Consider the following 21,236-nt stretch of genomic DNA (forward strand, 5'->3'; position numbering starts at 1 on the left):
ACACGAAAAAGAGGATGGCATCTGAATAATGTCCATCCCCTTAAATTGTCCAATATTCAGTTTTTCAAAGGAACTGCAAAATGTTCCGGTTCAAAGCCTCGCTGCTGCAAATGGGAAAGCAATTCCCCGGTGATGACAGCAGGGGCGGAGCGGATCTCTTCAATTGTACGGGCGCCAAGTGCAGTCATCAGCATGCGCAAATCTTCGTGGAGCCCATCGATCTCTTCGATCAAGCCGGACTCCCCGAGACTCACTGCATGCTTCAGGAAACTGCCTGCAATGCCTGCAGCATCTGCGCCGAGCCGCAATGCCCGGACCACGTCTCCTGCGTCTTGAAGCCCGCCTGAGCCCAATACGGTGCGGTTGAAGCCATTTCTGCATTCAACGATTGCGGCAGCCGTCGGGATGCCCCAATCTTCGAAATAAGCCAGCTTGCGTTTTCTGCGTTCATTTTCAATGCTCGCAAAATTGGTGCCGCCAAAGCCGCTTGCATCGATGGCCGCCACTTGAGTTTTTTCCAGTGCCACTGCAGTTTCTTGTGAAATGCCAAACCCAGTTTCTTTGACGATGACCGGCACATTCGATGCTTCAGCAATCATGGCAATGCGTTCAAGCGCCCCGTGGAACTGCCGGTCGCCTTCAGGCATCGTCAATTCCTGGACGACATTCAAATGAATTTGCAGCGCATCCGCTTCGATCATCTCGACCGCTTCGAGAGCTTGCCCAACGGTCGCTTCACTCCCAAGGTTACCAAAGATGATTCCGTCCGGATTTTCTTTCCGTACGATACGATAGCTTTCGCGCTCCTGCTTGTCTTTCAGTGCGGCCATTTGTGAACCGACCGCCATAGCGATCCCCGTTTCTTTTGCAGCACGCGCAAGCATGGCATTCAACTGTAGAGTCTCGGAACCGCCGCCTCCAGTCATGGCATTAATAAAAACAGGTGATTTCAGTTTCAAATCACCTGTTTTGGGTTCCAACGATACATCAGCGACGCCGATTCCCGGCAGCGCCTGATGGACAAAACGGACGCAGTCGAGCCAAGTAGCCCGGCATTGCCCGGTGGACAGTGCGTAATTGATATGATCCATCTTTCTTTTTGCCCGTGACATTTATTCGGATTTGAACCCTTTTAATTTATCTCCGATAACATCACTAATCGAGAATCCGGATGCTTCTTCCGGCATATCGTATTGTGAGAAATCCTGTTCCGCTTCTTTTTCCTGAAGCTCTTTGATGCTGAGGGACAAGCGCTTGTCTTCTTTGTTGACTTCCAGCACTTTCACTTCAACTTCCTGGCCTTCCTGAAGCACTTCATTAGGCGTAGCGATATGCTTGTGCGCGATTTGCGAGATGTGCACAAGGCCCTCTACTCCCGGAAGCACTTCAACAAACGCTCCGTAACTGACTAGGCGCTTCACTGTTCCTTGGTGGACAGAGCCTTTTGGAGCCTTCTCGTCGATGGCATCCCATGGCCCTGGCAAAGTATCCTTGATCGACAGCGAAATGCGTTCAGAGTCACGGTCAACTGAAAGTACTTTGACTTTCACTTCCTGGCCTTCCGTTACGACGTCCGACACTTTGTCGACATGCTCGTGTGACAATTGGGAAATATGGACAAGCCCGTCCACTCCGCCGATATCAACGAATGCACCAAAAGATGCGATGCGTTGGACTTTGCCGTCAAGCACGTCTCCTGCATTAATCGAATCCATCACTTGTTCTTTCTTGGATTCTTTTTCGCCTTCCACGACGGCACGGTGGGAAAGGATCAAGCGGTTGTTCTCTTTTTCCATTTCGACAATTTTAAAGGTCATGACACGGCCTTTGTAATCCTCAAAAGATTCGACGAAATAATCTTCCACAAGTGAAGCCGGCACGAAACCGCGCACGCCCAGGTCAATGACCAGGCCGCCTTTGACGACATCCTTCACTTCCGCTTCGATGATTTCACCGGATTCGAATTTCTTCTCGAGATCATCCCAAGCGGATTCGGCATCGACTTTGCGTTTAGACAACACAAAGTTCTCGTCTTCCACTTTCGTGATGATCAACTCAAGCTCGTCTCCTTCTTGGACCGAGTCTGAAGCTTTTTCGATATGGAGGCTCGATAACTCGCTGATCGGGATGATCCCGTCGAACGGCGCTCCATCAATTGTCACCGTCACCGCTTTTTCCTCGATTTTGGCGACTATTCCTTTTACGCGATCTCCTGTTTGGAAGTCACGGTTTTCCATCAAATTCATATCCTCTGACATAAGTAGCCCTCCTTCACAAACTATCCATCTTCTATTTTATTCGAATTCTCTAATAAAAACAAAAATAATCACTTATTTTCGGCGTTTTCATCCAGAATCTTTTGAATACTGGCCATGATGGCTTCTGTTACTTCTTCTGCGGAAGCTTTGCGTTCACGATAAGGGTCCATCAGGATCGGGTCGCCGTAGACCACCTTTACTTTTCCGAACGGCTTATACGGCCCGATGATGGCGCATGGCATGACATCTGCATTGCCGCGAAGGGCAAAGAACCCGGCGCCGCTCAAGCCTTTTTTCAACACGCCGTCAGTCGAACGGGTGCCTTCCGGAAACAACCCGACGACTTCCCCGCCTTTCAGCAATTTCAACGCTGTTCGCAGCGCCTCCCTGTCGCTCATGCCGCGTTTCACCGGAAAGGCGTTGACCTTCGGCAAGATCGAGCCGAGCACCGGCGCTTTGAACAATTCCTCTTTCGCCATGAAATGAACGGTTCTCGGCGCTGTCATGCCGACCACCGGCGGGTCGAGTGCATGGATATGATTGCTGCAAAGAAGCACTCCGCCCGTTTCCGGAAACTTTTCAGTACCGCTCACCTGGAAACGATACAGTGGGCTCAGCGCAGTCTTCACAAGTGTTTTTCCTACTGCATACAAATTCATGACGCCATCAGCCTCTCTTCCGCTAATTTCAAAATGGCCTGCGCCGCTTCTGCAATCGTCAAAGGAGTCGTATCCAAAAACACGGCATCCTCCGCTTGCTTCAATGGCGCCACTTTACGTTCAGAATCCATCTTGTCGCGCATGGCGATTTCCTCCTGCAGCTCGACAAGCGGCGTCAGGATATCGCGTTTTTTGTTTTCCTCGAAGCGGCGTCTTGCGCGTTCTTCGACTGTGGCGGACATAAATACTTTGAGTTCAGCGTCAGGCAAGACATGTGTGCCGATGTCGCGGCCATCCATGACGACGCCGCGCTCTTCAGCCAGCTTCTGCTGAAGCTCAACCATGCGCTTTCTGACCAATTCATGGGCAGCCATTTCCGAAACCGCCTTCGTCACATACTGGGAGCGAATCGCTTCCGAAACGTCTTGCCCATCAAGCAGCACTTTCTGTCCGCCTTCCACAGGAATCAAATCGATTTCGGTCTCCTCAAGCAAAGCCCCCGCTTCTTCATTGTCCGCCAGGTTGATGCCTGCGTTCAATGCCTTCAGCGTAATCGCGCGGTACATCGCGCCAGTATCGATATAAACATAACCTAATTTTTCTGCCACTATTTTAGCGATCGTGCTCTTGCCCGCTGCAGCAGGCCCGTCGATCGCGATTTGTATAGCTTTCGTCAAAACTGTCACCTCATCTTATGTAATGATTTCATTTTATCACAATATGCAACAGGTTTCGGGCAAAATCAAAGCGTCCTTCGAATAGTTCCGGAGCCAAAGCAAGACAAAAAGAAAAAGCCTTCCAGTAGAAGGCTTTTGTCTAATCAATTAGGGGTGTGCTTATGATAATGGCTGACCGATAATTGGTGAGCCTGGCGGACTTTCCGCAAACCGAACCACCACAAGAACAGCATGAACGGAACTGCTCCATACAATAGATTATCGTAAGCATAAAGCGAAGCATTATAGGCGGTATGCAATAGCAAGGCCGCAAACAAAGCTGCCGCCAGCCACCATTTGCTCTCCTTTTTTTCGGTAAATTTTGCTTTGCCGTAATAAAAGCCCATGACCACACCGAATAAAGCATGGCTCGATACTGGCAGAAATGCCCGCAGGAAAGCCGCGCCAAGCCCGAACTCCAGAAGGTATAAAATATTTTCGACTGTGGCGAATCCGAGTGATAAACTCGCGCCGTATAAAATTCCGTCATACGGGTCTTCAAAATCAATATGGCGGAATACTGCTGCAAGCAAGACGATCCACTTGAAGAATTCTTCCAATAAACTCGAGAACAAGACGGATTTCACGAAGGTATTTTGGAATACATTCTCGGCTTCAAACACATATTGGATAAATAAAATCGGGAATGTCAGAAGAGCGCCGTATAAAAAGCAATGGAAGATCAGTTTCGACGGTTCTCCTGCAAATTGATCACGCAAATAAAAATAACTGAACAATGCGAGCCCGGGCGCAATAGCCACCGTCAACAGCTCTAACATAGACGCCCTCCTCCAATCACCCGTTGCTGTTAAATTTCAAATGCTTCCTTGTCGATTGCTTCATTGCCCGACAGCAGGATCGCCAATTTGATGCGCGCTTTCTTGCTGTCATAATCGCTGCCCAAAATGACGCCACGCGTCAGCAAATCGTGAGCGCTTCCGGGATAGCTGTAAGCCGGATAGGCATTGCCTTCTTCGGCGCTCGTCGTCAACACAACGGGAATACCGGATTTCACAGCGCGTTCGACCGCCTCCACCATATGAGGAGAAATCTGGCCGCGGCCAGCCGCTTCTAAGACGATGCCTTTCGATCCACTTTCAGCCAGCATTTCGACAATCGATCCTTCTTGGCCAGAGTAGCATTTGACGATATCGACACGCGGCATACCGCCTGGCACTCGATGCACTTCACGCAGCACCGGCTTTTGGTAGATGCGGACCTTGTCGTTATCGATAATGCCCAAATAGCCATGGCCAAATGAATCGAAGCCTTGCAAGTTGCTGGCATGCACTTTTTTGACATACTTTGCGCTGTAAATTCGCTCATTGAAGACGACCACCGTTCCAACGCCTTTGATTACCGGATCGACAGCAACATAAATCGAGTTGCGTAAATTAGAGTAAACGTCTGTCCCAACTGCTTCTGGCGCACGCTGGCTTCCTGTCACTACTACCGTCCGCTCATCGCCAACAGTCAAGTCGAGGAAATAAGCGGTTTCTTCCAATGTATCGGTGCCATGCGTCACTACGACCCCTGCCACTTCTGGGTCTTCCAATTCTTTCAAAATCGCTTCCTTAACGATGTTCATTTCACCAAAGCCAATATGCATGCTCGGCAGCTGATAGACGTCGATAACTTTCACTTCAATCTCAGAAGGCAATTGGCAAAGCTCTGCCAGATCTTTTCCAGAAATAGCGCCGGATTTCAACAAACCGTCGTCTGAAATGGCTTTACTTGCAATGGTGCCTCCTGTCGTAATTAACGATACTTTCTTTTTCATACTGCACCTCTTTTGGATAATCTAATCTGTTGAATTTTTCAGCGCTTGTTTTTTCGCAATCGCCGCTGCGATTTGCTGGCCGTGGAAACGGCCATTTTCGATAAAGATCTCGTTAGCATTGTTTCCGGCAGCGATGACACCTGCGATAAATAAATCCTCAACGTTCGTCTCCATCGTTTCTTCATTGAAAGATGGCCTGCCGCTTGCCGCATCGATGTCGATCCCCATCTGCCGGAGAAAGCTGTGATCTGGATGATAGCCAATCATGGCAAAAACAAAATCATTCGCGAAGGTTTCTTTCGTATCGTTCACGGTCAATTCCACTTCGCCTTCACGAATCTCATCGACGATGGAATCGAACAACATGGTAATTTCGCCTTGGCGCACGAGCCCGTCGAATTCCGGCAAAATCCACGGTTTGACACTTTTTGAATAACTGGTGCCGTGATAGGATACCGTCACTCGGCTGCCGGCTTTATGCAGTTCCAGCGCCGCGTCCACCGCCGAATTCTTGCCCCCGATCACTAACACGTCACAGTCGAAATAAGGATGCCCTTCCTTGAAATAATGCCTCACTTTCGGCAAATCAGCACCCGGCACTGCAAGCTTGTTTGGGTGGTCATAATACCCTGTCGCGACTATCACATATTTCGCCTTGTATTCATTTTTGGTTGTTTTAACAAAGAATCCGTCCGATTGTTCAATCGATATAGCTGTTTCAAATGCCCGTACATCTAGTGCGTGCCGCTTCACCACTTCACGGTAATAGACGAGCGCTTGATTACGCTTCGGCTTGCGGTCTTCGGTAATGAATGGCACGTCCCCGATCGACAATTTTTCGCTGCTGCTGAAAAATGTCTGATGCGTCGGATAATGATAGATGGCGTTGACGATATTTCCTTTTTCGAGAATGACGGGGTGCAAGCCCATTCTCTGTATTTCGATGGCGGCCGATAAACCGCACGGCCCGCCCCCTACGATAATGACATCTGCATGTTCCATTTCAACCACTCCTGTAATAATGTCCATATCCATCTTAGCCGATTGCAGAGCTTTGTGCCAAATGCTTGTTGCCCGAAGCAGGATGAATTTCAAGGACATGGTATTGCGCTTTCGCGCCCAGCCTTAACGGCAATGTCGTCGTGCCGAATCCATTACTGATGAGTTCGGTGATTCCTTGCGCAACAGTCAAAGAGCCCCGGTCGAATATTCCGAACGGCCCGAGCCTGATTTGGCCTCCATGAGTATGGCCGGCAATCATTAGGCTGACTGGATAATGTTGTTTTACGTGCTTAAAGACAAAAGGCGTATGGGAGATGAAAATGACGGAATCGCCTTTTTCGACAGTGCGAAAAGCATCTTCCACACTATGTTCCCGAAAAGCAAAATAATCGATTCCGGTCAATTTAAGCTTTGCATTTCCGAACAATTCAACCGATTCATCATCAAGTATGACGGCGCCTTGTTCTTCGAGCAATGCCCTCAATCGTTCTTCGCCGATTTCCCTGTCATTGTTTCCGAACACGTAATACACCGGGGCAAGTTCACTCAACACCCGCAAGTTTTCGCGGATGCGTCGTTCTGGAACTCCCCGTTCGACGAAATCCCCGCCGATGACGACAAGATCGACGTGATCGTCGAAGCTATCACGCCGAAGTTTGCGCCGGTGAACGTCGGAGATAAAAAGCAGCTTAAAAGGAGAAAATTGAGCGGTTCCCGACAACTGGACGACCGCCGCCTCCTTTTTTTCGCTGTGAGCGGCACGAAACATCCATGCCATTAGAGCCAAGCCCGCAAACCCGATGCGTAAAATCCATTTCATTATGTACATCCTTTCCGAAGCAACAAAAAAACATAAGCTGCGCTTATGTTTTCCTGTTCAAGCCGCTATTCAATCTTCAGTGATATCAAGAATACGGAAGCCGGATTTTTCCAGTTCCTTCGTGAATTTGTCGATATTGTTCTTTTTCTTAACCTTCAGGACAATGCGGCGCACCATTTTGTCCGTTTCATCAAACGTGACAAGTGAAACGACCGATTCCTTGTATTTCTCAATGATTTCCCCAAGCCGCCCAATGCGGCCTTCCGATTCAACGGATGTAACGGTAATGCGCACCCCGGATTGCTGCATGCCAAATGCGCTTTGCAATTGGTTGACGACATCGAAGCGAGTGACGATCCCTAGGAATTTTTCTTCGTCGACTACAGCGATAATCGGGAAATCACGTAATTCGACCAAGGCTTTTTCATAAACATCATCGATATTTAAGTAGACATCCTGATTGACCATAACATCCTTTACTTTAGTCGAACGGATAAATTCATCTTTTCTAGCATCTGAATAGAAGAAAGCCCGATACGCATGGTACCAAGTAAAGATTCCTTTAAATTTGTCGCCATCGACGACTGGCAACGCATCAACGGAATGCCGCTCTAGCAACTCCACACCTTTTTCCATCGTGTCTTCTGGATTCACTGTAATACATCTTTCTTTTTTCACTAATGCACTTTTAACAAACATCTGCTCACCTCTTTATTAGATTCTTTTTATCTTTTCCCTAACAGGAGGCATTTAATCTCGCCTTATGGCAAAATCAATGTTTGTCCAGGGCTGATATCGTTAGATGCCAATCCATTGGCCTGTTTGATTTTCTCAACAGCGGCCGCTGCACCGCTCGCGCCGTAATTATTGACTGCGATGCGGTAAAGCGTTTCACTCGATTGGACGGTTACTGTCTTGCCGCCGGCAGTCGGTGTTTCTTCCTGCTCTTGTTGCTGCTCTTTTTCTTTTTCTTCGGCTTGTGCACGTTGTTCAGCTTCAGCTTTTGCCTTTTCTTCGGCTTCGGCTTTGGCTTTGGCTTCAGCTTCTTCACGCGCTTGTTGTTCTGCCAGCGCTGTTTCCTTGGCTTTTTCCGCTGCTTGTTGTTCCGCGGCCGCCTGCTCTTTCTCTTTCGCTTTGGCAGCTGCCTTTTCTTCACGCTCACGCGCTTTTTCTTTCAGCTCTTGTTGTTCTTGCGCTTCTTTAGCTTTGGCATTTTTCTTTTCTTCTTCGTCTTTCTCCTGGTCGTCTGCAGCGGCAAGTACTGTGCTGTCAGAAGGTGGCTGGGAGTTCAGTTCGAAGCTTACTTCATTTTCGTTTGTTTTGGCAGTTAGCGTGTCATCCGGTTCAAAGTAAAACGCAACATAGATCAGCAAAGTGACCGGAATCAAGATAAAGATGAAAAACAAGGAAGGTAATAATAAACCCCTGCTTTTTGGCTTGGGCATTTGGCGTGCGCGCCTCGTCAATTCTGCCATTCGTTCCTGTGACAATTCCTGGCGATTCTTTTCCATTGATTCATGATAATTATCGTTTCCCATTTTCACGACTACCCCTATCTGTACTAATATATCTATTATGACGAAAAAAGGCTTATTTGTAAATAATAGAAATACAGATTTTCATATAGGAAGAAGGACCTTCAAGCGCTCTTTCCAAGACCCTTTTGGCGAAGCTTTCGGTTCACTGTGAAGGCCTTTGAAGAGACTGTAGTCAATCCCATGAAAACTGCAGCAATTAGGCGGTATTTCAAGGTTTTCCTGGTCGAAGCTCCTGCTGATGTATTGCCGTATGCAAGCGCTTGTGTGGACTAGCCCACGGATGGAGGCAGCTTGCCGTTGTTTTTCTTTTTTCAATTGTTCGATCTGGTTCAATGTGCCTCCAAGCGGGAGGCGCTCACGCCAATAGGAAATGATGCGATACGCCGTTTCCCTGATCATCCCCTGCTCGATCAATTGTTTTGCTTCTTCGCCCCGCTCATAAATCAGTTCAATTTCATGTTTTTCAGGCAAATCATCCATGATTAGACTCTCTACGAGCCGCTCGTCCCCTGCGGCATACAATAAAGTCGCAAGTGAAGGCAAAGAATCCCGGCCGGCGCGCCCCACTTCCTGAACATATCCTTCTATAGAAGAAGGCAATTGGAAATGGATGACTTGGCGGATATCGGGAATATGGACCCCCATGCCGAACGCATTGGTCGCACATACCCACTCCAGCTCCTTATTGGCAAATTGCTGCTGGACAAAAATTCGGTCCTGCTGCTCCATCCCGCCGTGATAAAATGCCGCCCGTATGCCGAGAGCGAGAATTCGCTCCGCCAATTCCTGCGATTTCCGCCGCGTTCCGGCATAAATGATGCCTGGTCCTCCATATGTCGCCACTATGTTTAATAGTTCTTCCAATTTATCGCTGTCATTGTCGAATTTGCGGATATCGTAGCTGATGTTCTTTCGGTCCATCGGATGTGAATAGACGAACGGGTCAATCAATTTTAAATAACGCTTAATTTCATCTGTTACTTTATCGGTCGCCGTTGCGGTCAGCGCCAAGGTTTGTGGATTGCCAAGCTTGGGCAGGACCTCTGCAATGCGCAAATAGTCCGGACGGAAATCGAAGCCCCATTGAGAAATGCAATGTGCTTCGTCCGCAACAAGCAGCGAGATGCCAAGTGCATTCAATTTACCGAGTACATATGGCTGTACAAGCATTTCAGGAGCGATAAAGATGAATTTATAAGTGCCGAGCGTGTTCCAAACCCTTTCGCGATCTTCCGGTTTCATAAAGGAATTGATGGCAATGACCGATTTTTCTCCCATCTTCTTTAATTGGGCAACTTGGTCTTGCATCAGCGATAAAAGCGGCGAGACGATAATGATGGCGCCTGGCAAGATTTTCCCGGGCAGCTGGTAACACAGCGATTTCCCCATTCCGGTCGGCAACAGCGCCAGCACATCACGCCCCGCCAGCACTTGCTCGATCACTTGTTTTTGGCCAGGGCGGAATTCTGTGTAGCCATAAGCGTCGTATAATAACTTTTCAAGATTCATGTGACGTCACCTCTCATCGCTAGCGCCAGCCGGATTTGAAAATAACTGGCTTCCGGCAACCGTTCTTTGATATCCCGCAAGCGCATCGTCTTCAACTCCTTGCTGATATGATGGATGGATTGAAATAAGCGCTCATCCATAAAGGGCGCAGAGCTGAACGCTGGATCGTTCATCGCCATCTCCACGAAATGATCCTCGATTGTACTTGTTTTCAGTTGCCGAAGCTCAGCAATCTGCTGAAGCGAAAATCCTCGTTCGGACAAGTTTTGCGTTCGTTTTGCTGATTCCGTCAAAGCGGATTGCTGGATGATGCCTTCAAGCAAACCCGCGAGCAAGGGATATTCCATGCCTTCAAGAACGTCCAGCCATGCATGCAATGCTTCGACAGCGGCAATTTTCACATCTATCGGCAAGAGGCCATGCTCCATGGCCAATTGATCCCAAGTGAGCCCACCGACACCACACCCCGACAACCGCTCCATTAGGATAGCTTTATGGGCTTCGCTTGTTTTTGCTAATGCTAAGCTGTTTTCGAGTTGGTTTTTGAACGCTTTTTGAACAGCGGATGAACGAAAGTCGATGCGCTTCAAATAAGCCTTGGCCCACGCCTGTACCGTTTCATCGCTGACGACTGGATCAAAGCGCTTTTGGCCTTGCATGAAATTGGACATCGTCTGGACCACCAACGATAGTCGCGCAAAGAACCGATTTTCATTGCCCCTGTACTTCCAGCCGTTCAAGGGCGCAGGTGGAATTTCAAGAGCGAATGCAGAGCCATGGAGCTGGACCTTGTTGTCATTCGGAATCAACAAGCCTTGCGCCTGCAACCTGTCAATGGACGCTAGATAGTCTTGCTTGTCCAGTTTAGGGAGCACTGCAAAATAAGGATGCAGCTTAAAATAGCCAATATCCTGAATCGTTTGCCCTGATTTCTTTCCTTTAATTAAATGATAAGGGGAAGAAACGGTCCGTTGACCGTCTACCGCTTTCATAATCGCTAAAACGACTTCATCGAATCGCACTGAATTACCCTCCTGGCGGTTTTGGGTTGAAAAAATCACGAAATATCTATAGAATAAACACGATAGTATAACTGAACTTGTTCGGAGATAAAGGAGAGGAACTGGAATGGCTAAATATACCATTGTTGATAAAGATACGTGTATCGCATGCGGAGCTTGCGGAGCGGCAGCACCAGACATTTACGATTATGATGATGAGGGCATCGCCTTTGTTATTCTTGATGATAACACGGGGACTGAACAAGTGCCAGATGAGCTGATGGAGGATATGGAGGACGCATTTGAAGGATGCCCGACCGATTCCATTAAAGTTGCAGATAAGCCATTTGAAGGAGATCCACTTAAATACGAAGACTGATCAAAACATAGTCAATAGAAAAAGCGGCCGGAAGAATTATCTTCCAGCCGCTTCTTTTTATGATAAGTAATAGGAACGTTGTTTTTCTATCCATGTATGCATGCTGCCGAAGATCAACAAGACGACGGTCGTAAGCGCCAAGCCTTTGATCAAGTTAAAAGGCAAGATTCCGAGAACAATGGTCGTGTAGAATGCGTTTCCGGTCTGTTCAGGCATATTCAGGAAATACGTATACATCGGTAAGAACACGAAATAATTCAGCAAACTCATGCCAATTGCCATCGTCAATGTACCGATGATTAACCCGAATGCGATTCCTTTTTTTGTGGAAACTTTACGGTAAATGGCATAGACCGGCAAAATGAACAATAGGCTCGTCGCAAAATTCGCCATATGCCCTACAGGCACGCCAGTCGGGCTCCCTGAAAAAATCCAGTCCAATACGTTTTTAAAGAATGCTACCAAGACGCCAGCTACTGGCCCCATCGTGATCGCAGCGATCAACGCTGGCACGTCACTAAAATCCACTTTCAAAAATGCTGGCAACGCCGGCAGCGGAAAATTGAATAGCATCAACACAAATGAGATGCTGCTCAACATCCCGATGACGATCATCGATTGCAATTTCTTGTTCTTCATGTTCCTCTCTCCTTGTCGTGATTCACCAGAAGAAAGGTTCGGAGCGCATGCTGCCCTAAAAAATCCCTTAAGCAAGAGTCGCTTAAGGGAGAGTCAGGCACACTGAATAAACGGTCCGTTGTTAAAAAACGGCATGCGTCCGCACCTTCACCTTCTCCCATCCAGACTATACTGTCGGCTTTGGAATCTCACCAAATCCTGCTTTTTACGGCTCGCGGGCTGATGGACCATGATGTCCAATTACCGCCGGTAGGGAATTGCACCCTGCCCCGAAGATGAATCGATATTTTTTTATACAAGTTAATCTTATAAAAAAAAGACCGCAATGTAAACCATACTGCTTACATTGCGGTCTTTTTTATTTTTCTGGCCAGTCAATGCGGTTGGGCGAAACTGGCAGTTCCAGTTCTTTAGAGAAATCGAAGCCTGCCCATTCCGATTGGATAGTATTGGATATCGCCAGCGATGAACCATATGATTCTGCCGTGAGCGCCATGCTTTCGATCATCTGCATCGCCGCCGCTTTATCCAGTGTCTCCAAATCCAATTGCTCTTCAAATATCAAGTCGGCGTTTGCCCCGTCCACTTCGACGCGGTAGCTGACCCCTTCAGGAACCGGCGAACGGTAATCGTCATTCGGTGATTGCTGAAGCGCCAGTAGCGCATCTTTTACATTCCCAGGCGACATGCCGTAAGCCGGCGCCAAATAAGCTTCACCTGCAGACGATTCTAGCAAATAAAAACTTTGCCCCTTTTCGCCCGGAACGAGTGGTTCCACTGTGCCCATATGGGATAATTGCGCCGCCTCGCCAGCTTCATTCAAGACGCGAATCTCTTGTTGATTCATGAACGTTTCCTCCAGGCTGTAAAGATACAGCGAAGTGGAAGCTGAACCTTGATCGTAGGTTTGGCTATTCGGAAGGAAATGGCTGATGGTCGATCCGTTTTGCTGGAGCTCGCCTTCATATGGATGATAGTCATCAAAACCCAACCCGGATTCATCGATTTGCCCGGAGAATGTTTCATATAACTCGAGCGCAGTTGGCTCTGCCATATCGGTCAGTTGTGTTGGAATGACGAAACTGACCGGCACAACATAACCGTGATAAGCAAGCCCAATGCGCAACACATGTGCATCTTCCAGTTCGCTTTCATAAACTGCGCTCCGCTGTATTTGCGGGTCTTCCGGAGCCAAACTTACTGCCTCGTTAGGCTCTTGATTATCTCCTTGCGCTTGTTCAGCCTGTTCCGTCTGAGCTTCATCTGTCGCCATCGTCGACTCCGCGTCCCTGCTTTCAGTCTCACTGCTGCTAGAGTCGGTGCCATTCTGCTGCAGCAATGAGGCTACGAGCACCGAGATGCTCAGGAATGCGACGATAGCAACCAGCAGCGGCAGCCAGCGCTTTGGCTGCCTTGGAGTTTGTTCTTTATGGGAAAGCTTTTTATACACTTCGGCTTTGGGGCGCTTGTCTTGTATTTTGGGGAAATCGCGCAACAAATTTTCGATTTCTTCATCGTTCCATTTGTCATTCGGCATATTCTCCTCCCCCTTCTGCTTCTAGTAGTTTTTGGCGGAGGGACCGGATTGCCCGGTGCTGTGTCGTTTTGACTTTGCCTTCCGACCACTCCAGGACTTCAGCAGTTTCCGCAATGGAGAGATCTTGGAAATAACGCATAATGATGACCAGTTTCTGATCACCTGTACACAAATCGAGCATTCGGTACAAGCGGACCTTGTCTTCATTGAGCAATGAAACTTCTTCAGGTATTCGTTCAGTTGATACCAATTGCTGGGTTTCCCAGTCAAAAAAATCCATCGAATGCTTTTTCCTCACTGCCGTCTTGCGAAAATGATCGATGGCGACATTTTTGGCGATTGAAAAGAGCCAGGTCTTTTCTGAACTCTTTCCTTGGAACCGGTCGTAAGCGCGCAACACCCTCACATAAACTTCATGCATCAGATCTTCTGCCACATGCCGGTCCTTCACTAAATACACCAAAAACTGAAAGACATCTTGATGATATTGATCGTACAGCCGATGAAACACGGAGTCATTCACGCAACTCCCCCCGTTCCTTGGATTAGTCGTCACGACAACAGAAAAGTTACATCGCCTTCAGCGGCAATGTGAAGATAAACGAAGTGCCTTCGCCAAATTTGCTTTCGGCGCGGATTTCGCCTGAATGCGCTTTGATGATATTGCTGGCAATCGCGAGGCCGAGACCTGTGCCGCCTTTGCCGAGCGTTCTTGCCTTATCGGCTTTATAGAAGCGCTCAAAGACGAACTCCAAGTCTTTTTCTGTAATTCCAGCGCCTGTATCGTTGATCGAAACTTTTGCGTAGTCTCCCATATTTTCGACATGCACTTGCACTTGCCCTCCCTGCGGAGTATGGCGAAGTGCATTATCGATCAAATTCGTCATGACCTGTTCGATGCGGTCTTCATCCAGTTCGGCTGCCGCCCAGTCGTCGAGTTCTGTCGTGAAGCTTAGTTCGATGCCTTTCTCTTTCGCAGCTTGGCTGAATTTCAAGCTCATCCGCTCGAGGGCATTATTGAACTGCACCAATTCTTTGTAGAGGCGCATATGGCCTGATTCCAATCGTGCCAAGTTCAATAGGTCCGTGACGAGACGTCCCATGCGCTGGGATTCTTCATAGATAATTTTGGTCATTTCGTTGCGTTCTTCTTCGCTTGCGCCAACGTCATCGAGTAAGGCTTCGCTATAGCCCTGGAGCATGGCAATCGGCGTCCGCAATTCATGAGATACATTGGCAATGAAATCTTCGCGCAGCTTCTCAAGGCGGTGCTGTTCCGTCATATTATGGAGCACAGCCACTGCCCCGCGAATGCTTTCGCCGCTGTAAAGCGGGCTGAAATTAACCGCATAGTAAGCGCCTTCGATTTCAAGCTCTTCCTCGATTTCCTCCTGGAATGTCAGGACGTGGTCGAGCATATGCAGCATTTCCGATGGCAACGCATTGGCATCGGTCGTGCCGTCTTTGAAGAGCCATTGCTGCAGCAGCTTCTCTGCCGGCGGATTGCTCAACAGGATTGTCTTATCCTGGTTGAATGTGATTACGGCATCCGCCATCGAAGTCAAGATGCTCGATAATTGCTCTTTTTCCTGATTGATCACTTCCAAGTGATGTTTTAATTGGCGTCCCATCTGGTTAAAGGCAATCGCCAATTGGCCAATTTCATCTCCAGACGATACTTTCACTTTTGTATCGAAATTCCCTTTCGCCAACTCAAATGCCCCTTCGCGCATATTGCGCAGCGGGGAAGTGATGCGGGTGGATAGGAAAAATGCGAAAAACGTCGTCAGCAATAACGCGATAAATGCTGAGAGGAAAACGATATTGGTCGTTCTTTCAGCCGTGCGGTCCATCACTTCCAATGATTGGTAAATGAAAACCGTCCCGTGAAGCTCATCGCTGGTTTGAAGGGGCGAAGCCATGACGATATACGATTCCATGCGGTCTGCTTCCGATAAAGACGGCAAGAGCATTTCCTTCGTCACGGTTTCATCGCTTTCGAACACTGTTTGAAATTCGTTTTCGCTGACAATCTTTTCCCTAATCTCTTCGCCATTCAAGCCATCATGCAAATAATAGGAAATTTCCCCTGGTTCTTCAGCGATGACCGCATTGGTTTCAGGCCCTAACACCTCGTCAACAATAGACAAATTGTCTTCATTGCCATGATCATTGAAGATTCTCGCGATCATATTGGCTTCGTTATGAAGGGATTCTTCCACTGTTTCGCTATGGAAATTCCCGAGAAACTCCAATAGCAGCACCGTCACAATAAACAGGACAAAGGAAACGAGAAGCAAAATGGTTACCCACAGCTTCCCGACGATGCTATTCCATATTCTATTCATTGCCAACCTCGAATTTGTATCCGACACCCCATACGGTGACGATCATTTTAGCAGCGGATTCGGAAACGCGGTTCAATTTTTCACGCAAGCGTTTGACATGAGTGTCCACGGTACGCAAATCGCCGAAAAAGTCATAATGCCATACTTCTTTGAGCAAATGCTCCCGGTCGAACACTTTATCCGGAGATTTTGCCAAGAAATATAAAAGTTCATACTCTTTTGGTGTCAAATTCACTTCAACCCCGTCCGCTGTCACGCGGTGTGCATCGTGGTCGATCGTAAGATGCGGAAAGACGACCAAGTCTTTAGACACAGTCGAACTTGTAGAAGGCGAATAAGCAGACGACCGGCGCAAAATCGCTTTTACGCGCAGCACGACTTCCCGCGGGCTGAACGGCTTGACGATATAATCATCCGCTCCGGATTCAAACCCTTCTACGCGGTTTGCTTCCTCCCCTTTGGCCGTCAGCATGATGATCGGCGTCATTTTCGTCTCTCGAAGTTCGGTTGCCACTTCGATGCCATCTTTTTCCGGCATCATGAGATCAAGCAGGATGCAATGGTAATCCGTCTCCATCGCTTTTTCCAATGCTTCCACGCCGTTTTCGGCTTCTTCCACCATATATCCTTCACGTTCGAGATACATTTTCAACAGGCGGCGGATTCTTTCTTCATCATCCACTACAAGAATTGTAATTTCTTCAGACATCCTAATCCCTCCAACTTTCATCTCTATAACTTTCATTGTACCGATAAGGGTCCCAAAAATAAACGAAAAGCCTTTTCCTATGGAAGGAAAAGGCTTTTTGTCGTCAAGCGTATGAATGCAGTCCGGCAATAATCAAGTTAACTGCCACCAAGTTGAACATGATGATGACAAAACCGATGACTGCGAGCCAAGCAGACTTTTCGCCTGCCCAGCCTCTGCCAAGCCGCAAGTGCAAATACGCTGCGTAAAACAAGAATGTAACGAGTGCCCACACTTCTTTCGGGTCCCAGCCCCAGAAGCGCGACCAGGCGATTTGCGCCCAGATCATGGCAAAGATCAACGCCCCGAGTGAAAAAATCGGGAAGCCGATGATGATCGAACGGTAATTGATCTCATCCATCAGCTGCAGATTGACGTTCTTCGTAAATGGCTGCAGCATTTCGGAAATGCGTTTGCGGAAGATGAGCCGGATCAATGCGTAAAGCACCGTCCCGACCGCGACCGACCAAAGTACAGTCGTCAATTTCCCGGCATGGACAATCGGCGGCATTTCCAATAACGGCGTAAACGCGCCGTCTGTCATTGGCTCGAATTCGTTCATCCCGAAAATCGCCGGCATATTGTAAGTAATTTCTGAAGGCTGCCCGTCTTTATTGACATAAGCGAAATCCGCTTCATAATTCGTCAAGGTAAAGAATGTGCTGGTCACAACAAAGCCCAGGACCAAGACGAGTGAATACATGATAGCCTCAAGCCAAAAGCGCTGCTTCGACTTTTTCTTTTGGTCGACGACTTTGAGCAAATAAATCAACCCAGCTGCCGCACTGATCGCGAGAATCCCTTCTGCGATGACGACCGTGATCACGTGAATCGCCAGCCAGTTTGTCTGAAGAGCCGGGATCAACGGGCTCACTTCACTCGGGAACATGCTTGCGTAAGCGATGATCAATAACGCGATCGGCAAAACGACCATCCCGAGTACTGCTGTTTTATACAACGCATAAAGAATGATGAATCCGCCGACAAGCGTCATTCCGAATGCTGTCGTGAATTCGAACATATTACTGATCGGTGCATGGCCTGTGACCATCCACCGCGTGATGAAATATCCTAATTGCGCAATAAAGCCGATGACCGTGATGGTGATAGCAACTTTACCCCAGCGCTGTTCAGATCTGTAGGTGCCTTTTTTATTGCCTTTTACAGCCCCACCGAATACGAATGTTGCGATCAGGTAGGCGATGAAGGCTACGAATAATAGATTGGAACTGATATCGGCTAATGTCATGTCAATTGTTCACCTTCCCTTTTCTCCTGTGCTTCCATGTCTTCCTGTTGGTCGCGATATGCCGGAAGAGAAGCGTGTTCAGTCACCTGGTCCAGATCTTTTTTCAGACCGAACCAGTTTTTGTTCGTATGGCCCGCAAGTAAAATGCTGCCATCCGCCTGCTGCTGGATCCAGAAGCGGCGGTGGTTGAAGTACATTCCTTGCGCGACGCCGATCATGAAGATTAAGCCGCCGAGCCCGAGAATCGGCAAAGTGCGGTCTTTGCGAACCGTCAAGCCGGATGCATCCCGCGTCTCGACTCCTTGGAAGGCAAGCTTATAGTCGTTATCGCCCAATGGTTCAACTGTGTTCTGAATGGTAATAAAACTAGTTTCACCGTCCGGTGTATCGGGCGTCGTCATTTTCACGAGGAAGCCCGGGTTTTTCGGCAGCGGTGTCGCTGTTTGCGGTTCACCGTTTTCAAAACCGGAGAAATCAGGATAATAACCAAGCAATTCCACAACAGAGCCGTCTTCGAGCTCATAATTGGTTTCAGGATTCACCAAATCGATCGTTAACTCTCCTCGGCTTTCACCTGTTTCCTTATTCTGAAGCGCAAAACTCATCGTTTTCAGCTCATCTTGTTGGAAATCCATCTGATACAAAGCGTAGCCGTCGAATTTGAACGGCTGGTTGACGCGGATGGCGTGTTCTTCCACCATTTCCATATCCGCTGTATCGCCGGGCAATGCACCTTCAGGAATTTTGTAGAGAACGACATCCGTCTGGTAGTTTTTCGCTACCGTTCCGACGCGGTCGATCGCTTCACCGAACTTTTCTTCCTCGCCTTCACCTGTGTAAGTTTCCAAAGTAAAGCCTTTGCTTTCTAACACATAGCCAGGGGCATCGGGAATTGCACGCGTTTCGCCTTCACGGATCCACAGTGTTTCATCTACATAAAAACCGGGCATCATGCGCAACATGACGCCGAATAGGAAGATAATCAGACCAATATGGTTGACATAAGGGCCCCACCGCGAAAAACGGCCTTTTTCAGCAAGCAAGCCATTTTTATCGGTCGACACCTTATATTTCAAATCGGCCAGTTTTTCTTCAGCTTTTTTTAAGGTATCCGGGTCTCCCGGCCCTTCCGCCAAAATACGCTGTTTGCGCATAAAGCTGGAATGGCGCAGCACGCGCTGGTTCTTCAAAGATCTATAGAGCGGCACAAACCGGTCTAGGCTCGCAATGATCAACGAGATCGCAAGCATGCCGACCAACCCGATAAACCAGAAGGAATTGTATAAATCATGGAAGCCAAGCGCATGATATACAGTCCCGACACTTCCATAGATATCAGTGTAATAAGCTTCGATATCCGCTTCTGTCGTTGCCGGCACGTATTGTTTCTGTGGCAGGATCGTGCCGAGGGCAGCAGCGATCAATAAAACGATAATGATTCCGACGCCAACTTTAACGCTGGAAAAGAAATTCCAAATTTTGTCGATGATCGACTTGTTATAGGTTTGGGAACGTCTTGCCGTTCCTTCATAGCGCATGTCCGCCAATTGTTTGTTTTGTTCCTGTTCATTGAGCGGCCGGCCGCACGATTCACAGAGAACCGTTCCTGGCGGGTTTTCATGGCCGCATTTGCAAATCAATTTGTCCATCCCAAAAATCTCCTTATTCAGGTTTGATTTCTTCCATAAAACCTGCGATATCCTGCTCTGTCATTTCACCGGTTACGATGCGCTGGATTTCGCCTTGCGGATTCACCAGCATGGTCGTTGGAAGCGGGCGGATATTATATGCAGTCATGACGCTTTTATCACGGTCGATGACAATCGGGAAGTTAAGTCCGTATTGACGGGCAAACGTCTCTACTTCAAAATTCGATTGCGCAATATTCACCGCAAGGACTTGGACGCCTTGATCTTCATATACTTCGTACTGGTTGGCCATCGCGGGCATTTCCTTGATGCACGGTTCACACCATGTGCCCCAGAAATTAAGGAACACGCCCTGCCCTTTATAATCGGACAGCTTATGCGTTTCACCGTCAAGATCCGTCAGCGTAAAATCCGGTGCCGGATCTCCCACTTTCAGCACTTCCACTTCATCGGCCGTCACACTATTGTAGATCGTATAACCAATGGCCGCGACCAATAGCAGTAAAATAACGGACCGCATGATCGTCCGGTTTTTCTTTTTGTTTCTTTTTTTCTCCGTACTCATAAAGATCCTCCTTCGAAGGATTGGATGCACATCAATTATAGCAAAGTTTCAATGAGCGCCTGCCCACAGTTTTGAAGGGTTTGTGAACGTTAGCGGCGTTTGCCGGTATCTGCAAGCACACGCAGCTGCTTCACTTCATGGGGGCTGAGCTCTCTCGATTCCCCAGCGTTCAAGCTATGCAATGTCAAAAATGCGAATTGTTCACGGCTTAGCTTCTGTACCGGGAAGCCGATCGCCTCGAACATGCGGCGGACTTGGCGGTTGCGTCCTTCATGGATTGTAATTTGGACAATCGCTTTTGCCGCTTTCGTGTCGGCTGACAATAATTTCACTTTTGCCGGTGCTGTCATGCCGTCTTCCAATTTGATGCCGCGTTCAAGTTTCTGGAGATCTTCCTTGGTTGGAATGCCTTTTAAGCGCGCGACATAGGTCTTATCAATCTCGAATTTCGGATGTGTCAGGCTATTGGCGAATTCACCATCATTCGTTAATAACAATAATCCTGAGGTGTCGTAATCGAGACGGCCGACAGGATAGATGCGTTCCTCGACGTTCGGGAAGAAATCCGTTACGACTTTGCGGTTCTTATCATCGGACACTGCCGATATGACGCCGCGCGGCTTGTATAGTAAAAAGTAAACTTTGCGTTCTTTTTCCATTTGGACGCCTTCGACTTCGATTTTATCGGACGGTGTCACTTTGACACCCAATTCTTTTACAGTTTTTCCATTAACTTTTACTTTACCATCTAAAATCATTTGTTCTGCTTTGCGCCTAGATGCAATTCCTGCATGCGCCATCACTTTTTGCAATCTTTCCATTTCCAGTTCACCCCATCT

At 48.1% G+C, this 21,236-nt stretch carries 22 protein-coding genes and 1 riboswitch; of the genes, 1 reads left to right on the forward strand and 21 read right to left on the reverse strand.

The window, feature by feature from the left end:
* Positions 1–56 precede the first annotated feature (56 nt).
* The 12 genes from fni to G3255_RS10200 all read right to left on the reverse strand — a co-directional run bounded on the left by fni (position 57) and on the right by G3255_RS10200 (position 11,304).
* Entirely contained in the window at positions 57–1,112 is a 1,056-nt protein-coding gene (gene fni, locus G3255_RS10145; protein WP_211654360.1) for a type 2 isopentenyl-diphosphate Delta-isomerase, read from the reverse strand.
* Complete coding sequence (gene rpsA, locus G3255_RS10150) at positions 1,113–2,258, reverse strand: 30S ribosomal protein S1 (protein ID WP_211654361.1); 1,146 nt, start codon at positions 2,256–2,258, stop codon at positions 1,113–1,115.
* Between the two features lie 68 nt (positions 2,259–2,326).
* Positions 2,327–2,917, reverse strand: a complete 591-nt coding sequence (locus G3255_RS10155) for a lysophospholipid acyltransferase family protein (RefSeq protein WP_211654362.1) — start codon at positions 2,915–2,917, stop codon at positions 2,327–2,329.
* Positions 2,914–3,594, reverse strand: a complete 681-nt coding sequence (gene cmk, locus G3255_RS10160) for a (d)CMP kinase (RefSeq protein WP_211654363.1) — start codon at positions 3,592–3,594, stop codon at positions 2,914–2,916. Before cmk ends, G3255_RS10155 begins: the two co-directional genes overlap by 4 nt.
* A 143-nt stretch (positions 3,595–3,737) precedes the next feature.
* Positions 3,738–4,412 (reverse strand): glutamic-type intramembrane protease PrsW, encoded by a 675-nt coding sequence (gene prsW, locus G3255_RS10165; RefSeq protein WP_211654364.1) that lies wholly within the window; start codon positions 4,410–4,412, stop codon positions 3,738–3,740.
* A 29-nt stretch (positions 4,413–4,441) separates the two neighbouring features.
* Entirely contained in the window at positions 4,442–5,413 is a 972-nt protein-coding gene (locus tag G3255_RS10170; RefSeq protein WP_211654365.1) for an asparaginase, read from the reverse strand.
* A 21-nt stretch (positions 5,414–5,434) separates the two neighbouring features.
* The gene (locus tag G3255_RS10175; protein WP_211654366.1) at positions 5,435–6,415 is read right to left on the reverse strand and encodes a YpdA family putative bacillithiol disulfide reductase; all 981 of its coding nucleotides are present in this window, start codon (positions 6,413–6,415) and stop codon (positions 5,435–5,437) included.
* A 34-nt stretch (positions 6,416–6,449) separates the two neighbouring features.
* Positions 6,450–7,235 carry a metallophosphoesterase gene (locus tag G3255_RS10180; RefSeq protein WP_211654367.1) on the reverse strand — a complete coding sequence of 262 codons (786 nt, stop codon included), beginning with the start codon at positions 7,233–7,235 and terminating at the stop codon, positions 6,450–6,452.
* 69 nt (positions 7,236–7,304) lie between these two features.
* On the reverse strand, positions 7,305–7,934 hold the full coding sequence (locus G3255_RS10185; RefSeq protein WP_211654368.1) for a CBS domain-containing protein: 630 nt from the start codon (positions 7,932–7,934) through the stop codon (positions 7,305–7,307).
* A 62-nt stretch (positions 7,935–7,996) separates the two neighbouring features.
* Positions 7,997–8,773: a LysM peptidoglycan-binding domain-containing protein gene (locus G3255_RS10190; protein ID WP_211654369.1), complete on the reverse strand. Its 777-nt coding sequence runs from the start codon at positions 8,771–8,773 to the stop codon at positions 7,997–7,999.
* 81 nt (positions 8,774–8,854) lie between these two features.
* Positions 8,855–10,282, reverse strand: a complete 1,428-nt coding sequence (locus G3255_RS10195) for a RecQ family ATP-dependent DNA helicase (protein WP_211654370.1) — start codon at positions 10,280–10,282, stop codon at positions 8,855–8,857.
* Positions 10,279–11,304 carry a YpbB family protein gene (locus G3255_RS10200; protein WP_211654371.1) on the reverse strand — a complete coding sequence of 342 codons (1,026 nt, stop codon included), beginning with the start codon at positions 11,302–11,304 and terminating at the stop codon, positions 10,279–10,281. Before G3255_RS10200 ends, G3255_RS10195 begins: the two co-directional genes overlap by 4 nt.
* A 106-nt stretch (positions 11,305–11,410) precedes the next feature.
* Here G3255_RS10200 and G3255_RS10205 point away from each other — a divergent pair, with 106 nt between their 5' ends.
* Complete coding sequence (locus G3255_RS10205) at positions 11,411–11,662, forward strand: ferredoxin (protein WP_211654372.1); 252 nt, start codon at positions 11,411–11,413, stop codon at positions 11,660–11,662.
* A gap of 57 nt (positions 11,663–11,719) precedes the next feature.
* Here G3255_RS10205 and G3255_RS10210 read toward each other — a convergent pair whose 3' ends face one another.
* The 9 genes from G3255_RS10210 to G3255_RS10250 all read right to left on the reverse strand — a co-directional run bounded on the left by G3255_RS10210 (position 11,720) and on the right by G3255_RS10250 (position 21,218).
* The gene (locus G3255_RS10210; protein ID WP_211654373.1) at positions 11,720–12,301 is read right to left on the reverse strand and encodes an ECF transporter S component; all 582 of its coding nucleotides are present in this window, start codon (positions 12,299–12,301) and stop codon (positions 11,720–11,722) included.
* Positions 12,302–12,446: 145 nt separating this feature from the next.
* Positions 12,447–12,582: riboswitch (FMN riboswitch) on the reverse strand.
* Positions 12,583–12,659: 77 nt separating this feature from the next.
* Positions 12,660–13,838 (reverse strand): hypothetical protein, encoded by a 1,179-nt coding sequence (locus tag G3255_RS10215; protein ID WP_211654374.1) that lies wholly within the window; start codon positions 13,836–13,838, stop codon positions 12,660–12,662.
* Entirely contained in the window at positions 13,828–14,361 is a 534-nt protein-coding gene (gene sigX, locus G3255_RS10220; protein ID WP_442757077.1) for an RNA polymerase sigma factor SigX, read from the reverse strand. The genes G3255_RS10215 and sigX overlap by 11 nt, the downstream gene beginning before the upstream one ends.
* 46 nt (positions 14,362–14,407) lie before the next feature.
* Positions 14,408–16,186 (reverse strand): ATP-binding protein, encoded by a 1,779-nt coding sequence (locus G3255_RS10225; RefSeq protein WP_211654376.1) that lies wholly within the window; start codon positions 16,184–16,186, stop codon positions 14,408–14,410.
* The gene (locus G3255_RS10230; RefSeq protein WP_068485838.1) at positions 16,179–16,895 is read right to left on the reverse strand and encodes a response regulator transcription factor; all 717 of its coding nucleotides are present in this window, start codon (positions 16,893–16,895) and stop codon (positions 16,179–16,181) included. Before G3255_RS10230 ends, G3255_RS10225 begins: the two co-directional genes overlap by 8 nt.
* 103 nt (positions 16,896–16,998) lie before the next feature.
* Entirely contained in the window at positions 16,999–18,183 is a 1,185-nt protein-coding gene (gene ccsB, locus G3255_RS10235; protein WP_211654377.1) for a c-type cytochrome biogenesis protein CcsB, read from the reverse strand.
* Positions 18,180–19,832, reverse strand: a complete 1,653-nt coding sequence (locus tag G3255_RS10240; protein ID WP_211654378.1) for a cytochrome c biogenesis ResB family protein — start codon at positions 19,830–19,832, stop codon at positions 18,180–18,182. Before G3255_RS10240 ends, ccsB begins: the two co-directional genes overlap by 4 nt.
* Positions 19,833–19,845: 13 nt before the next feature.
* Complete coding sequence (gene resA, locus G3255_RS10245; RefSeq protein WP_211654379.1) at positions 19,846–20,397, reverse strand: thiol-disulfide oxidoreductase ResA; 552 nt, start codon at positions 20,395–20,397, stop codon at positions 19,846–19,848.
* Between the two features lie 89 nt (positions 20,398–20,486).
* Entirely contained in the window at positions 20,487–21,218 is a 732-nt protein-coding gene (locus tag G3255_RS10250; protein WP_211654380.1) for a pseudouridine synthase, read from the reverse strand.
* Positions 21,219–21,236: the final 18 nt, after the last annotated feature.

Source organism: Planococcus sp. MSAK28401 (assembly GCF_018283455.1).
Taxonomy (GTDB): domain Bacteria; phylum Bacillota; class Bacilli; order Bacillales_A; family Planococcaceae; genus Planococcus; species Planococcus alpniumensis.